Genomic DNA, 15,297 nt, shown 5'->3' on the forward strand with positions numbered 1-15,297 from the left:
TTATTTATTTAGCATAATCTACTGCACGAAGCTCGCGAATCACGGTTACCTTGATATTTCCTGGGTAATCGAGATTGTTTTCAATTTTCTCACGAACTTTGTGAGCCAAGATTGTGACTTTGTCGTCCTTGATTTGTCCTGGATTGACCATGATACGGATTTCACGTCCTGCTTGAAGGGCAAAGCTAGTTTGTACCCCTTCAAAGCCATTTGCAATTTCTTCCAAATCATGAAGACGCTTGATGTAGCTTTCAAGAGACTCACTACGAGCACCTGGACGAGCCGCGCTCAAGGCATCTGCTGCTGCGACGATCACTGCAATGACACTCTCAGCTTCAACATCTCCGTGGTGACTAGCAATCGTATTCACCACAACTGGGTGTTCCTTGTACTTACGTGCCAGTTCCATACCGATTTCAACGTGGCTACCTTCAACCTCACGGTCAATGGCTTTTCCGATATCGTGAAGGAATCCAGCACGACGGGCAAGAGCCGCATTTTCACCAAGCTCACTAGCCATAATACCAGCCAACTTAGCAACTTCAATCGAATGACGCAAGACATTTTGTCCATATGAAGTACGGAACTGCAAACGTCCCATAATCTTCATCAAATCTGGATGAAGGTTCGGCGCACCGATCTCATAGGCAGCAGCCTCACCGTATTCACGGATCTTATTGTCAATCTCTTGACGGTTTTTCTCAACCAACTCTTCGATACGAGCTGGGTGGATACGACCATCCTTGAGCAACATTTCCATAGTCATACGGGCAATTTCACGACGAATCGGATCAAAACCTGACAAGGTCACCACTTCTGGCGTATCGTCGATAATAACATCGACCCCTGTCAAACTTTCAAAGGTACGAATGTTACGACCTTCACGACCAATAATGCGTCCCTTCATAGTATCATCTGGCAGATGAACTGTTGAGTTTGTTGACTCCGCCACATATTCACCAGCGATACGTTGCATAGCTTGAACCAGAATGTCCTTAGCCATTTTGTCAGAACGTTCCTTGACCTCTTGCTCAGCTTCGCGAATACGGCTGGCAATCTCCTTGGTCAAGTTTTCCTCTGTCTGTGCCAAGATAATATCTCGTGCTTCTGCCTGAGACAGAGCACCAATACGTTCTAGTTCAGCTTCTTTTTGTCTTTCGACTTCCTCTAATTGCTCTTCACGTTCATCAAGGTTTTTTGCTCTATCAGAAATACTTTGTTCTTTTTGTTCAAGTGTTTGTTCTTTACTCGTCAAATTGTCGTCCTTACGATCAAGGCTAGCAGCTCTCTCTGTCAAACGACTTTCGATTTGCTTGAGTTCTTGACGTTCTGATTTGAATTCAGCGTCCACTTCTTCACGGTATTTTCTGGCTTCTTCTTTGGCCTCCAATAGTGCTTCTTTTTTAAGAGACTTGCTTTCACGTTTGGCTTCATTAACAAGTAAATCCGCTTCACGCTCAGCTTGTCCACGTAAATTAGTTGCTTCTTGTTCAGCATTTAAAAGCATCAACTCTGCAGCTTCCTGAGATGATTTCATCTTAGCTGAGATGCTGACATATCCAATGACTAAACCAATGATGACGGCAAAAACAGCAATCGCAAGCGACATGATTTCCATGTTTTTACCTCATTTTATTGTTATTCCGAATGACATACATTCTTTTACATTCTACCATAAAAAAGTGATTTTCACAAACCTAAAATAGAATATGTTTTGAGGAAATTGGAACACATTCACTAAAATAAACTTGTTATTTAGAAATAGTAATGTTAGTAGAGATTTTAGAAAAGCCCACCTTTCAGTAGACTTAGTTCTTTTCTATTCTAATCGGCACTCTTCCAAAATTCTGCTCTGCTATACTTGGATTTCCCAGTTGGTAAATCTGGTCTACCTTTTGGGTCATGCTATCCCAAGGTTCTTTGCCAATTCGGCTGACTAGATCGACCTGCCCTTTCAGAGACTTGAGATGTTGTCTGCCTTTTTCGGTAAAACCAAGAACATGAATGGCTTCTGGCAAGTCACTTTCTCTAGTTTGCACCAAAATATAGGCCAAGAGGCGTCTAACACGCGCCTTGGTATAACGCTTGGTCGCAACCGCTTCGACCAATTCTTCCACAGACTGGGCTGTCTTGATGACATCATTGATACGCACAGCCATTTCTTGATTTACCTGATAGATGGCGGTTAGGTCTGGATTTGACAAGATTTGGTAGCGCAGCAAAGGAAAATAGTCATCCCAGCTCACCTTACTAGCCTGCTCAAAGAGGGCAACAGAAGGCATAAAGCGTTCTAAGAAATCTTGGTCTGACTGATGCTGACGCAGAGCTGTCGCCGAAGCAAAGATCACATTCTTATCCACAGAATGGTAACCTGCCCCCTGACGCTGAATCGGATGGAGTTTGATGTTGCGTCCCGCTACTGCTTTAGCATAAGCAAGCGCAAGAACATGATTGGGCGTATTGCCAGAAAAATCAAGACCTGCAAATTCCTTCCACATGGCTTGAGTTTTCTGAGGATAGGAGAGAGAATCAGGCAGATTTCCCACAAATTTCTCCATCTCAGCACCTTTCTCTGTGTATAAGTCAGCGATTTTTTGGTAATCCAGAACTTCCTCCGTCCCAAAAGCGAGGCTATCAATCCCTAACTGGGCTAAGATATCCACAGCACCTTGACCAAAGAAATCCGCTGCCTGAACACTGACTAAAAAGGGCAATTCCACTACCAAATCCGCTCCATTTTCCAGTGCCATCTGGGCCCGTGTCCACTTGTCCACGATCGCAGGCTCTCCACGCTGCATGAAATTCCCAGACATAGCCACGATTTTTAGTCCCTCAGCCTGCTCCAGCAGGTATTTGTGCCCATTATGAAACGGATTAAACTCCGCGATAATACCTGTGATGGTCATGGTAATCTCCTACTTCTGCACCACAAAAAACCAACGGGCGCTGGTTTCTGTTGGTTCCTTGTCCTCAAAGTCCGCATAGAGTTTGAAGGACTTGAAACCAGCCTGTTCCAGCAAGATATCATAGGTCAGAACCTCATAAGTCCTCTCCTCATGTACTTCATCGTGGCGACTAAAGGAGCCGTCAGACTCCTTGATAAAGAAGGTCAACTCATGCACGATGGAGTGAGGCGCCGCATCCTCGTAGGTGTCCCATAACATAGCAAAATCTTCCGCATTTTCATGGTAAGAATAGCCTGGAAAAACTTCATCTGTCTGGTAGGTCGAGTGCACGTCAAAGATGAAAACTCCGTCTTCGTTGAGGACATTATAGACTTCTTTAAAAACGTCCCCTACTTCCACCTCATCCTGCATGTAGCAGATTGAGTCAGAATAACAAGTGACAAAGTCATATTTACCTGCCTTGGACAAATCCAGCATATTACCTTCAATAAAATCAATCTTTTGCTTGGCTGAAGCCGCTCTCTTTTCGGCAATTTTCAACATATCTGCACTCAAGTCCAGTCCAGTCACATCAAAACCAGCCTGAGAGAAGCGCACAGACTGAATCCCTGTCCCACAAGCCAATTCCAAAAGTTTCTTTCTCTCCTTGGTCTTAGGCAAGTGACGCAGAGAAAAATCCGTCCATTTGTCGTATAAACTATCGTCCATCACAGCATCGTAAACAGCCGCAAAGGTTTCATAAGTTGCCATAAAACATGATACTAAGAGCTCCATGGTAAACACCAGTAGCCCTCACCTTTCTATCCATTTTCTTCTAAAATAAGCAAAGAAACCCAGTTGACTACAACTGAGTTTATCTCCTATGCTAAGGCTTCTGAAATATCTACAGAATCCGCCTCATGCCAGAGTTTTTCTAGGTTATAGTGGGCACGCATTTCTTCTGAGAAGATATGCACAACAACCCCACCGAGGTCCAGCAATACCCAGCCTCCAGCTGCATCGCCTTCGACATGGCTTCCTTTAAAACCTGCTTCCGCTACTTTTTCACGGATATTGTCAGCGATAGCGTCCAACTGACGGCTATTCATTGAGCTAGTGATCACAAAGTAGTCTGTCACGCTGGTCAAATCTTGTACATCAAGTGCGAGGATATCCTCCGCACGTTTCTCATCAGCCGCTTTCACGACTAGTTCTAGTAATTCTTTTTCGTTCATTTAGTCCTCTTTTTAGAAAATATGTTTGTAGTCTAGGACATCTGCAAAGCGCTCCTCCCAAATGTCCTCATAAAATTCATTTATCGTTTCTGCTGGAATGTCATCCCCATCAAAGGTTGTGACAGCACCTTCTGGAATAATAAGCTGATAGCCATATTCAAAGGCAACCTTGACAGAGGTATCCACACAATATTCTGTCTGCATACCACATAAAACTAATTTTTCAATCCCCTGTTTATCCAAGTATTCTTTTAAGCCAGTTTCTTTGAAAATGCTATTATACTTCTTCTGGAAGACCTTTTCATCAGGTTTTCGATTTAAAAGCGCAGATAACTGCCAATCTTCTGATGTTTGAGCTTCAGGGGTCTCAATGTGTTGAGCATAGATAATTTCAATATTCTTGCTTCTAGCTTGGTTTTGTAAATAAGAAATTTTTTCCAATAGTCTCTCTGTCTTAAAACCTGTTTCCACTAAAATATTCTGAACATCAATGATTATAAAAACCGTCTTCATTTAGTCCTCTTTCAAATAGTGCACAAAGGCGTTATAGGTTTCAAGGGTTTGGGGATAGATGGGGAATCCCTGATGGGCTAGATGCTCCACAGTACGAGCTGTTTCATAGGCCACTGCCTTATTGAGCGATAGACTCGCAATCTCACGTGCCTGGTCCACTCCAGGAAAGGCACGATTGTGCTCGATATAGTCTGCGACATAGATGACCTTATCTAGGTCTGTCATCTGATCAGCCCCGACTGTATGGATTTCAATGGCTCGCAGGATTTCAGAATCATGTAAATCCAAATCTTCCTGAATCTTGTAAATTCCGACCATACCATGCCAGACATTATTGCCCCAGTTTTTGAGGTCAGGATCCAGCTGATAACGATCAATCAAGTCTAGAAATTCCTGATCTGACAGCTTTTTAGCATAGTCATGAAGAAGACCTGCTAGTCCTGCTTTCTCAGTATCGATTCCAAATCGCTGAGCCAGTTCTATAGCTGCACGCTCTACTCCCAAGCAATGGGTTAACCGTTTCTCAGGTAGAAGCTCTGCCATTTTTTCCAACAAAGCCTCACGGGAGCAGTTGATATAGTCTTGATAGGCCATCAGTAGAGCCCCTCCTTCTCGATGTAGTCTAGCACTGGCTGAGGTAGGAGAAAGTTGGGTTTCCGACCTTGGGCAATGAAGTCACGCACCATGCTAGACGAGATATCCATGAGAGGCACATCCACCCAGATAACTGGATAGGAAGTCCCTGCCTTGTAGCGTGGGCGCTGAACTCCCACAAACTGAACCATATCTACCAGTTCATCAATTCTATACCACTTAGGTAAATAGTCTACCATATCGGCACCGATGATGAAGTAATAATCCGTATCTGGATGTTGCTCTGTCAAGATTTTCATGGTGTCGTAGGTGTAGGAAATGCCCTTACGTTCCAACTCAATGGTTTCAATGGCTAGGCCCTCAATCCCCTCAATCGCCAATTCAAGCATCTTGAGACGATGGTGCTCAGGTATGGTTTCCTTTTTATCTACGTGAGGAGGTTGGTATTCAGGCATGAGCAGAATCTGATCCAGTCCCAACTGCTGGCGTACTTGATCTGCAACAATGAGATGGGCATTGTGAACAGGATTAAAATTCCCCCCTAAAATCCCCACTTGCTTACGTTTCTTATCCTTGATTTCTGGCTCCAACTCTACCTTGGTAAAGGGAGTTAATAATTCGATTGCCATAGGCTCGTCTCCTTTATTCCTCTGTAAAAACAGTTGTTTGGAGTAGGTTTTTAGATTTCTTTGACTTTTTTAGAAATCTTGCGATTTTCTTTCTTACTGGATTGTTTAAACAAAATCAAGATGCGTCCGATTTTTTGGACTGTATCCACACCGATTTCTTCTTCCAAAATTTCAGCTACTTCATGGATATTTTCATCTGTGTTTTGCAAAAGCGTTACTTTGATTAATTCGCGTGCGTCAAGAGCTTGGCGAACGCTGGTTTTAATTTGGTCGTTGAGTCCATTTTTCCCGATTTGGATGATGGGTTTGAGGGTATGTGCCTGGCTGTTGAGGAAGGCACGTTGTTTTGATGTTAATGACATAATTTTCTTCCTTATTTTTTGATAGTTATTTTAGGTGGTGGGGGACGGTCGTAACTAATTTTCCAAAGATTTCATCTTTGAAAAATGGATTTCCTGACCTCACAATTGAGCCTTGGTCTCAATTGTGCCCTTTGCCAATCTAAAGATTGGCAATCACACCACGGCAATAACTATCTCTGTATGAGCTCACTTTGTTCGCTCAGTGATTTTATTTTAAATAATGGCTTTTCGTGTGACGACTGCGACGCCTTCTGGTGCCCAGACGGCGACTTTGGCGGTGCCTGTTACACGGATCCAGCCTAGTCCTGAGATGACTAAGTCAGTTTTGTCCTTGATATTAAAGACATGCTGGACTAGTTTTGGAAAATCTTCTTTTTCCTTGCTATTTGGTGGTGTTAGAAGGGTTCCGATGTGCTTGTCGTAAAATGCACTAGCGCCTTCTAACTTGGTACGATGCAATTTGAGTTCATTGTCAAAGAAAGCTGTAAATCCTTGCTTCTCACCTGCAATGAAGTCAAAGCGTCCGAGACCGCCTAGAAACAGGGTTTGTTCAGGATTGAGCTGATAGGTTTTAGGCTTGATTTCCTTTTTGGGGCTGACATACTTAAGGTTTTTGGCCGTCAAGTAGTGAGCCATCTGGTGACGGTGGATAATCCCCGGTGTATCGTAGATATGAGATCCGTCATCAAGCGGAATCTCAATCTTGTCCAAGGTTGTCCCTGGGAAACGCGAAGTCGTGATGACATTTTGGTCACCCGTGATTTCTTGGATAATGGCATTGATCAGAGTTGATTTTCCAACGTTGGTTACACCGACCACATAGACATCGCGGCCCTTACGATAGTATTCAATCTTGTCAATGACTTCCTTAATGGCCTGCTTGTTTTGGGCTGAAGTTAGGACGACATCGACTGGACGAAGTCCTTCTTCGTGGGCACGCTCCATGAGCCACTGGCTAATCTTGCCCGATTTAACAGACTTGGGCAGGATATCCTTTTTATTTCCCACCAAGAGGACATCATTGCCCGATACAAAACGTGGTAAGCCTGGGATGACCGAGCCATTAAAGTCAAAGATATCAATAACATTGACCACTAAGGCATCACTGTCTCCCACCTCGTGCAAGAGCTTGAGGAAATCATCGTCCGTCAACTGGACATCCGTAATTTCATTGTAGTGGCGGAGACGGAAACAACGTTGGCAATAGACTTCGCCAGTCTCCAAACCTTTTTCTAGTGCCGACTGGGGGGTAAAGCCAAGACCAGTCTTGTCTGTCGTCTGAATGGTTGCTCCACAACCAATACAGAGAATTTCTTCCATAGTTAAATTCCTTTTTTATATGTAATCGGTCCGTACTTTTCAGTGATTTTTCGTATCACACGGCGCTCACGAGCTCGGTTAATCTGCGTTTTGATCGAATCATGTTGGACCAAGGGTTTGACTAAAATCGAGCGAATGCCAGCACGGTGGGCTGCTCGAATATCTGTCATGAGCTGGTCGCCAACCATGACCACTTCGCTTTTCTCATAGTGGAATTCCTTCATGGCACGGTCGATTCCAAATGTGAAGGGCTTCAGAGCCCAATAAACGTAATCAATCCCAAACTTCTCAACTGCTCGTTGGACCCGTTTTTTAGTGTTATTTGAGACCACGATGATGCGAATGCCCGCGTCCCGAAGGTCATGTAGCCATTGCTTCATCTCTGGCGTCCCATCAGGGTTGTTCCAAGCAATGAGGGTATTGTCCAAATCGACCAAAACAGCCTTGATTCCCTGCGCCTGCAGGCTTGGGACTGTCAGATCATAGACTGCTTCCACAGCAAAATCTGGCATGTAATTTTCAATCGCCATTCTGGCTCCTTTTCTTAACTTTTTTTCGCAATTTTCCTTAATAATAATGACAAAACAATCCATAACCCTGCACTGGCTAAACTGATGTAGAGCCAAGCATGGGGTTCATCTGTTAAAGGTAGGGGAACATTCATTCCGAAAAATCCTGTCACGACTGCCAAAACCGCTAGCAAAACTGAAATGATGGTCAAGGTTGTCAAATTATCATTCAGATTATTGTTTAGGATGTTATTGTAAGATGCTGATAGTTGTTGGAGAACTTGAGAAATCAAATCCGTCATGGACACCAGCTGATGAGCCTCAATCATGGCATCATCAAACTGTTCTCTCTCAATCTCGTTAAAACTGCGATAGAGGGCATGTCCTTGAATATGTTCCAGCAACATGCGATTTTGCTTGGCAGCCGCAGTGAGGTAAACCATACCAGTTTCTAAGTCGGAAAGAGCAAAGAGGTTTTTCTTTGTAGTTCTCTGACGCAAGAGGCCATTGACCTCATCCTTACTCTTGTCCATCTGCTCGATGACAGGATAATAGGCATTGCTGATGATTTCCAGACTGGCAAAGAGAAACTTGTAAATCGAAAGCGTGTCATGACTATCCAGATAACAGGTCATCTGTTCAATGACATAGGCATTCTTGGTATTACTAATGGTAATCAGGCGACGATGTTCCACGATAAAGGTCATGGGAAAGGCTTCATAGTAGGCCTTATCCTTTTTCAAGTTCAAGACATTGTAGATAAAGGTCACAGTCCCATTTTCACGGTGATAATCCATGTGGGCACGCTCATTTCTATCCAGTGCGTATTCAATGGTTTCCTTATCCAAACCGTAGATTTCAGAAAGATCCTCTAGTTTTTTCAACTTGTCTAAATCTAGGTTAATCCAAGCGCAACCATTGCCCAACTGTTTTTCTAAAAACATCTTCTCTCCTTTACCAAACTCTTTCTATTGTACCATAAATCTGCTAACATTTCAGGCCTGGTCTGTACGAGAGAAATTGCTGACAACGGTGATATTCCGATTGGGAACGAAGTGCAGAACCTGGTCTTCTCCTCTGAGTTGCGTTGTTCGAATGCCGACGCTCACGACCTTACCCGATACAGTAATAGGGCCATTTGTCAAAACGACCTCATCTCCCACATCCAGTTGATGTTCAAAGAGGATGAAAAAGCCATTGATGACATCAGACAGAAATCCTTGGGCTCCCATACCAATCGCCACCCCAGCAATTCCAGCACCTGCCAGCAAACTAGAAACTGGCAAACCTAAAATCGACAAGATACAGTAAAGTAAAAAGAAATAAAGGGTATAATTAAACACATTTTCTAACAGGCGTGAGATGGTTTTCTGACGTCCGACATCATGACGAGACATTTTTAGAGAAGGTTTAACAATTCTCTGCACCATGGTATGGAGCAATTTCTTAGCTATATAGAAGAGTAAAAATAAGAATAAAAGAGAAAGTACCTTGGTCAAGATATTCTCGATAATCGCTGTAACATCAAGCTTATTGAGATAGGTTTGAATAAATTCTTGCATAGAAAACTCCTTTCATTTATTATACCATACTTTCATAAAGTGTCATTCTCCATAAATATTCAAAAATAATTTCAAAAATAGACAGAAAATTCTTGATTTTAGTTCATATTTATACTATAATCATAAACATTACACAACAAAGGAGATTATTATGAAAAAATTCATTCATGCTTGGAATAAGGCAAGCCTAATCAAACGTATCTTGATTGGTATGCTTATTGGAGGAACCCTAGGACTGACACTTCCTAACGTTTCAGGAATTGGCCTGCTAGGAGATCTCTTTGTTGGTGGCCTTAAAGCCATCGCACCCATTCTGGTCTTTGCCCTCGTTGCCAATGCCCTTTCCCAACATCAAAAGGGACAAGATAGCAATATGAAAACCGTTATCTTCCTTTACTTGGTGGGAACCTTTGCCGCTGCCCTTATCGCTGTACTAGCAAGTTTCATCGTACCTGTTGAAATTACCCTAAATAGCGCTAATACCGATATTGCTCCACCAGATGGGATTGGACAGGTCCTCAGCAACCTCTTGCTCAAACTGGTTGACAATCCAGTTAATGCCCTTGTCACAGCCAACTACATCGGTATCCTATCTTGGGCAGTTGTTTTCGGTATTGCTATGAGAGAAGCCAGCAAAAATAGTAAAGAATTGCTGAAAACCATGGCTGATGTGACTTCTAAAATTGTCGAATGGATCATCAACCTAGCTCCGTTTGGAATCCTTGGCCTTGTCTTTAAAACCATCTCTGATAAGGGAATCGGCAGTCTAGCCAACTATGGAATCTTGCTTGCCCTCTTGGTGACAACTATGTTCTTTGTGGCCTTAGTAGTCAATCCATTGATTGCCTTCCTCTTTATGAAGAGAAATCCTTATCCTCTCGTTTGGAAATGTTTGCGTGTCAGCGGTGTGACAGCCTTCTTCACTCGTAGTTCTGCGGCTAACATCCCTGTCAACATGAAACTTTGCCACGACCTTGGACTAGATCCAAATACCTATTCAGTTTCTATCCCACTTGGTTCTACTATCAACATGGCAGGAGCCGCTATTACCATCAACGTTTTAACCCTTGCTGCAGTAAATACTCTTGGAATCCCTGTTGACTTTGCTACAGCCTTTGTCCTCAGTGTAGTAGCAGCTATCTCTGCCTGTGGTGCTTCTGGTATTGCGGGCGGTTCCCTCCTTCTTATCCCAGTTGCTTGTAGCCTTTTTGGTATTTCTAACGATATTGCCATGCAAGTTGTTGGTGTTGGATTTGTGATTGGAGTTATCCAAGACTCATGTGAGACAGCCCTCAACTCTTCTACAGACGTCCTCTTTACTGCCGTTGCCGAATACGCAGCAGCCCGTAAAAAATAACTCATAAAGGCAAGCCTGCTCAGGTCTTGTCTTTTCCGCTTTTATACTAACCTACTAGGAAATCCATATGTCTATTAGCCAACGTACGACCAAGCTCATCTTAGCTACCTGTCTTGCCTGCCTTCTTGCTTATTTTCTCAATCTCTCCTCAGCTGTCTCGGCTGGAATCATCGCTCTCTTGAGCCTATCTGATACTCGTAGAAGTACTTTAAAACTGGCTCGCAATCGTCTTTTTTCCATGCTTCTAGCTCTGGATATCGGTGTTCTAGCTTTTCACTTGAGCGGATTTCATATCTGGAGCCTTGGCCTCTATCTTGCCTTATACGTTCCTCTAGCCTACAAGATGGGCTGGGAAATTGGCATCACACCAAGTAGCGTTTTGGTTAGCCATCTCTTGGTACAAGAGTCAACCTCTCTAGACCTTCTAGTCAATGAATTCCTTCTCTTTGCTATCGGTACAGGATTTGCCCTACTGGTTAATCTCTACATGCCTTCACGAGAAAAGGAAATTCAGCTCTACTACACAATGGTTGAAGAAAAGTTAAAAGATATTCTCCAGCGCTTCAAATATTATTTATCCAGAGGGGATGGACGCAACCGAGCACAGTTGGTTGAAGAATTGGACACCCTTTTGGAAGAAGCCCTCAGACTGGTCTACTTGGATCACTCTGACCACTTCTTTCACCAAACTGACTACCATATCCACTACTTTGAGATGAGACAGCGACAAAGTCGTATCCTGCGAAATATGGCCCAGCAAATCAACACCTGTCACCTAGCTGCCAGCGAAAGTTTGATTTTAGCGCAACTCTTTTCAAAAATTGCTGGTCAATTGAGCCAGACCAATCCTGCTTCTGATTTACTAGATGAAATTGAACGCTATCTGGAAGTCTTCCGTAATCGCAGTCTGCCCAAGACAAGAGAAGAATTTGAAACCCGCGCCACACTCCTCCAACTCCTACGTGAAGCCAAAACCTTCATCCAAGTAAAAGTTGACTTTTACCAAAAATATGGACAGTAAAAAAGAAAACTTCAGACAAATCACAAAAAGTGAATATCTGAAGTTTTCTTTTATTTGTAAGTTATTACCATAAAGGCTAATAGTAAAACGAATAAAGCCAAACTCACCAATAAAGTGAGGATCTTTACCAAGGTGTTACTCTGCCAGTAGCTTGGTTTACCAATATTACTTGTCGCATCCATAGAAAATAATTGATTTTGACGGGGTTGTATGGTTACCAATACAATCAAAGCAAGAGATAGGACAATAGCTAAAACAATCAGTATATCAATCATAGGCCTACCTCAAAATTCCCAGTAAAGTAAAGAGTAAACCAATCAGAATCATCAACCCCAGTAAGAGTGAAAAAGTTTTACTAATCTTTTCCCCTCGGGTTTCTTTTTCCTTCTTGATAGGTTTTTGTTTCAACTCTTCCATGCGACCTTCAACGTCTTTGTAAAATAAATCTTCGTCTGACATGTTAGCCTCCTAAAACAGTTTGCATGGTTTCCTGATATCGCACCAAGTCAACATAGTTGGCATGTTGGCCTTGTTTGCCAAGTGCCTGACGCATTTGATCAACATCTGAAAGGGCCAGTTTCATGGTCTCAACCAAAGCAGAAACTTCACTACTTTCAAATAGATGATCAGGAGCGATATAGAGTCTATTGTGTACCGTTTGGTTAAATCCAAGAATCAAGAGATTGTGCTCAAAGGCCTGACGCACCGCCTGCAACAACTCATTGCTGTGGTTTATATCCAAGTAAATATCCGACAGTTGATAGAGCTCCTGAATCTTCTGTTGACTAGCGTTCTGGTAAAGGACCACATTAGGATAGCGAAGCATATCTAAGAGCTTAGAAGACATCTCTGTCACCGCTGCAATACGGAAAGTGACATCAGGCAGGGCTTCTACGATTGCTTCCACTTGCTCAATCTGATCTGAATTAGTCAAGATTAAGGCATCTCTTCGAAGGAAATTATCACGTTTAAACTGATAATGGTACCCCAAATGCACAAACTGAGTATGGTATTTCTCGTCAGTCAACTCTAAAGCACGTTCATAAGTCGCCTTGTTTGGAATAATGATTTTCTTAGTACGCACATCATCACTTTCCAAAATCAACTGCATATTGCCTGGAATGGCATCATAGAGAGGTTCCTGCCACACCAGGATATCATGACCTGATTTATCTGGATGATAGAAGGAAACCAAGAAAGGCGTCGCCAAGGTATTAAAGATAAGCTGACTTGTATCTATTTCCAAATCTTGCAAAAAGAAAGTGATAAATTCAACCTTATTTGCAAAGTAACGCATGGACTGACCAGGCAAAGTCAATAAGATATCACCCGTCACATGGTTTTCAAGTAACACTTCCTGACTATTGACATCTTGGTAAACTGTCATAATCGGCTCACTATCTGCGCTATAGGTCGTTGTAGCAAAGCAAGCTCCGAAGCGATTATAGTGGTCAACCTGACGTACTCGACCTTCCAAGTCTTTCCAATCTACCTGTTTAACCAAGCGAGCCTGCATTCCATCAGCATAATGAATGACGGCTCTCTCCTGTGTCATATCTTCAATACGAGCAGACTGATTATTTCCTGAAATTTCCCAAAAAGCTGGAACAGGAACTTGGTTAAAATAAAGAGGTTTTCCATCCTCGTAACCTAGATAATAGGTAAAAGGAGAAACCAGACCATCAGGCAGAAAACCATCTGCATCAATGACCACTCCAAGTTGAGAAAGACCAGTAGCGACTAGACTTTCATGTAAATCTCGACTTTCCTGACTATAACGATCATAAAGTTCAATCATGGAGCACCTCCTCTACTGTTTTCTTCCACTTTTCTAAAATTTCTTTGGTTAGAAAGCCTTCTGCAATTTGGTAAGAATGGGCACGCATATCCGCCAAACGATTTTCTTGATACAATTGACAAATCTTAGCTGCATAAGCTTGCTTGATTTGGTCTTCTACATGATCAGATGAACTTGGAATCAAATAACCATTTTGACCATCTTCTATAAAGGTCTGATTCCCATAAGGCACATCAAAACCGATTAAGGGTAGACCTGAACCAATAGCTTCCATCAAGGTCAAACCAAATCCTTCGCTAGTTGAAGCCGTCAAATAGACCTCATACTGGCTATAAATCTGCGAAAGTTCCGCATGGCCCTTGAGCTGGATATAATTCTCAGCCTGATGAGTTGCAATAATGTCTCTAAGCAGAGAATCTTCTCCACCACTACCATAAATATCAAAGGTTAGTTCAGGTATTTCCTTACGAGCCTCAATGACCGCCTTGACCAACCAATCAATGTGTTTTTCTTTGGCAAGACGTGAAGCTGTAATCAATGAAAATGGCTTACGTCCTTGACTTGACTCGGTCAAGGAATCAATACTTCCTACAGGAATGGTAACAACCTTTGGTTGGTGCTGGGTGTATTTAGCAAATTGCTCTTGCAGAACTTCTCTCTGCTTATCAGTTGATACAATAAAGAAGTCAACCTTATCTGCATTTGTAAACTGATAGTCATAGTAGTTATTCCAAAGGATATAATCCTCATTTGTAGCATTTTCACTATAATGCTCCGCATGAACAACTACCGCTAAATGCGCTGCCTGTGCTTCCTCAAACACAACCTGTCCAATACCTGTCTCCCTATCCAGAATGACTAAATCAGACTTGTTCAAATTCAAGGATTTCATAAAGGCACGCATAAAAGCTTGCTTCCCATAGAAAATCTTATCCTTGAAACGATAAACTTCTTCCTTCCCTTGATTCATCAAGATATCATAGGCTGGAGTCCCGTCTTCATTGTAAAAAGTTCGTTGGTATAGGACTGCAACATTGTCCTTGGGAGCAAAGTATTCGCTACAATAACACGTATAAGAAAAGTAATCCTTACGAATCAGTTTTCCTTTAAAGACATACTCGGCATGTTGAACCAAGTCCTTGTTCTCATCCACCAAATAACAGGTGACAAACTTATCTTGATCAGAAAAGAAGACACGCAAAACCTTGCCATTTTTTTCTCTGTGACTTTCTTCACCACCGAAATAAGCCAAAACATCATCCACTGTCACGCTAGTCGGTGCAATCTTGATGTCTGTAAAATGATTATAAAGCCAGATTACTTGATCATCATCAAAACCAATATTGGCTGTTAAGTGCTGAATGTTATCGGCTAAAATCATATCTGTAAAGATAAACTTAGAAGGGAAATTTAATTTCCGAAAAACACCAGCACGATAGGCTTGGGCGTATTCAACACCGCTACTAGCCCATCCAAGTCCTAAATTTATATTGTATATTGTCATATTTTCCT

18 protein-coding genes are annotated in these 15,297 nt (G+C 42.4%); 2 read left to right on the forward strand and 16 right to left on the reverse strand.

Going from position 1 to position 15,297, the window contains the following annotated elements:
- Positions 1 to 4: 4 nt before the first annotated feature.
- The 12 genes from GEZ84_RS05780 to GEZ84_RS05835 all read right to left on the reverse strand — a co-directional run bounded on the left by GEZ84_RS05780 (position 5) and on the right by GEZ84_RS05835 (position 9,609).
- On the reverse strand, positions 5 to 1,618 hold the full coding sequence (locus tag GEZ84_RS05780) for a ribonuclease Y (protein ID WP_153223837.1): 1,614 nt from the start codon (positions 1,616 to 1,618) through the stop codon (positions 5 to 7).
- 190 nt (positions 1,619 to 1,808) lie between these two features.
- Entirely contained in the window at positions 1,809 to 2,906 is a 1,098-nt protein-coding gene (locus GEZ84_RS05785; RefSeq protein WP_153223838.1) for a nucleotidyltransferase, read from the reverse strand.
- A gap of 9 nt (positions 2,907 to 2,915) precedes the next feature.
- Entirely contained in the window at positions 2,916 to 3,656 is a 741-nt protein-coding gene (locus tag GEZ84_RS05790; protein WP_153223839.1) for a class I SAM-dependent DNA methyltransferase, read from the reverse strand.
- A 110-nt stretch (positions 3,657 to 3,766) separates the two neighbouring features.
- Entirely contained in the window at positions 3,767 to 4,120 is a 354-nt protein-coding gene (rsfS, locus tag GEZ84_RS05795; RefSeq protein WP_084974231.1) for a ribosome silencing factor, read from the reverse strand.
- Between the two features lie 12 nt (positions 4,121 to 4,132).
- Complete coding sequence (locus GEZ84_RS05800; protein WP_153223840.1) at positions 4,133 to 4,633, reverse strand: cysteine hydrolase family protein; 501 nt, start codon at positions 4,631 to 4,633, stop codon at positions 4,133 to 4,135.
- Positions 4,634 to 5,227 (reverse strand): bis(5'-nucleosyl)-tetraphosphatase (symmetrical) YqeK, encoded by a 594-nt coding sequence (gene yqeK, locus GEZ84_RS05805; RefSeq protein ID WP_153223841.1) that lies wholly within the window; start codon positions 5,225 to 5,227, stop codon positions 4,634 to 4,636.
- Positions 5,227 to 5,856 (reverse strand): nicotinate-nucleotide adenylyltransferase, encoded by a 630-nt coding sequence (locus GEZ84_RS05810; RefSeq protein ID WP_153223842.1) that lies wholly within the window; start codon positions 5,854 to 5,856, stop codon positions 5,227 to 5,229. The genes yqeK and GEZ84_RS05810 overlap by 1 nt, the downstream gene beginning before the upstream one ends.
- A 50-nt stretch (positions 5,857 to 5,906) precedes the next feature.
- Positions 5,907 to 6,218 carry a ribosome assembly RNA-binding protein YhbY gene (gene yhbY / locus GEZ84_RS05815; RefSeq protein WP_000060169.1) on the reverse strand — a complete coding sequence of 104 codons (312 nt, stop codon included), beginning with the start codon at positions 6,216 to 6,218 and terminating at the stop codon, positions 5,907 to 5,909.
- A 213-nt stretch (positions 6,219 to 6,431) separates the two neighbouring features.
- Complete coding sequence (gene yqeH, locus GEZ84_RS05820; protein WP_153223843.1) at positions 6,432 to 7,538, reverse strand: ribosome biogenesis GTPase YqeH; 1,107 nt, start codon at positions 7,536 to 7,538, stop codon at positions 6,432 to 6,434.
- A 2-nt stretch (positions 7,539 to 7,540) separates the two neighbouring features.
- Entirely contained in the window at positions 7,541 to 8,068 is a 528-nt protein-coding gene (locus tag GEZ84_RS05825; RefSeq protein WP_000963747.1) for a YqeG family HAD IIIA-type phosphatase, read from the reverse strand.
- Between the two features lie 14 nt (positions 8,069 to 8,082).
- On the reverse strand, positions 8,083 to 8,991 hold the full coding sequence (locus GEZ84_RS05830; protein ID WP_153223844.1) for a magnesium transporter CorA family protein: 909 nt from the start codon (positions 8,989 to 8,991) through the stop codon (positions 8,083 to 8,085).
- Positions 8,992 to 9,042: 51 nt separating this feature from the next.
- Positions 9,043 to 9,609 (reverse strand): mechanosensitive ion channel family protein, encoded by a 567-nt coding sequence (locus GEZ84_RS05835; protein WP_001154855.1) that lies wholly within the window; start codon positions 9,607 to 9,609, stop codon positions 9,043 to 9,045.
- Between the two features lie 151 nt (positions 9,610 to 9,760).
- On the opposite strand from GEZ84_RS05835, the gene sstT reads away from it, so the two are divergent.
- Positions 9,761 to 10,966, forward strand: a complete 1,206-nt coding sequence (gene sstT, locus GEZ84_RS05840) for a serine/threonine transporter SstT (protein WP_153223845.1) — start codon at positions 9,761 to 9,763, stop codon at positions 10,964 to 10,966.
- 67 nt (positions 10,967 to 11,033) lie between these two features.
- Positions 11,034 to 11,987: an aromatic acid exporter family protein gene (locus GEZ84_RS05845; RefSeq protein WP_153223846.1), complete on the forward strand. Its 954-nt coding sequence runs from the start codon at positions 11,034 to 11,036 to the stop codon at positions 11,985 to 11,987.
- 50 nt (positions 11,988 to 12,037) lie between these two features.
- Here the strand turns inward: GEZ84_RS05845 and asp5 are convergent, their stop codons facing one another.
- The 4 genes from asp5 to gtfA are packed head-to-tail and all read right to left on the reverse strand — an operon-like array spanning position 12,038 to position 15,289.
- Complete coding sequence (gene asp5, locus GEZ84_RS05850; RefSeq protein ID WP_153223847.1) at positions 12,038 to 12,262, reverse strand: accessory Sec system protein Asp5; 225 nt, start codon at positions 12,260 to 12,262, stop codon at positions 12,038 to 12,040.
- A gap of 4 nt (positions 12,263 to 12,266) precedes the next feature.
- Positions 12,267 to 12,446, reverse strand: coding sequence for an accessory Sec system protein Asp4 (gene asp4 / locus GEZ84_RS05855; RefSeq protein WP_001278708.1), 180 nt, complete (start codon positions 12,444 to 12,446; stop codon positions 12,267 to 12,269).
- Between the two features lies 1 nt (position 12,447).
- Complete coding sequence (gene gtfB, locus GEZ84_RS05860; RefSeq protein WP_153223848.1) at positions 12,448 to 13,785, reverse strand: accessory Sec system glycosylation chaperone GtfB; 1,338 nt, start codon at positions 13,783 to 13,785, stop codon at positions 12,448 to 12,450.
- Complete coding sequence (gene gtfA, locus GEZ84_RS05865; protein ID WP_153223849.1) at positions 13,778 to 15,289, reverse strand: accessory Sec system glycosyltransferase GtfA; 1,512 nt, start codon at positions 15,287 to 15,289, stop codon at positions 13,778 to 13,780. The genes gtfB and gtfA overlap by 8 nt, the downstream gene beginning before the upstream one ends.
- Positions 15,290 to 15,297 lie beyond the last annotated feature (8 nt).

The sequence above is a fragment of the Streptococcus mitis genome (genome assembly GCF_009496155.1).
Taxonomy (GTDB): domain Bacteria; phylum Bacillota; class Bacilli; order Lactobacillales; family Streptococcaceae; genus Streptococcus; species Streptococcus mitis_BQ.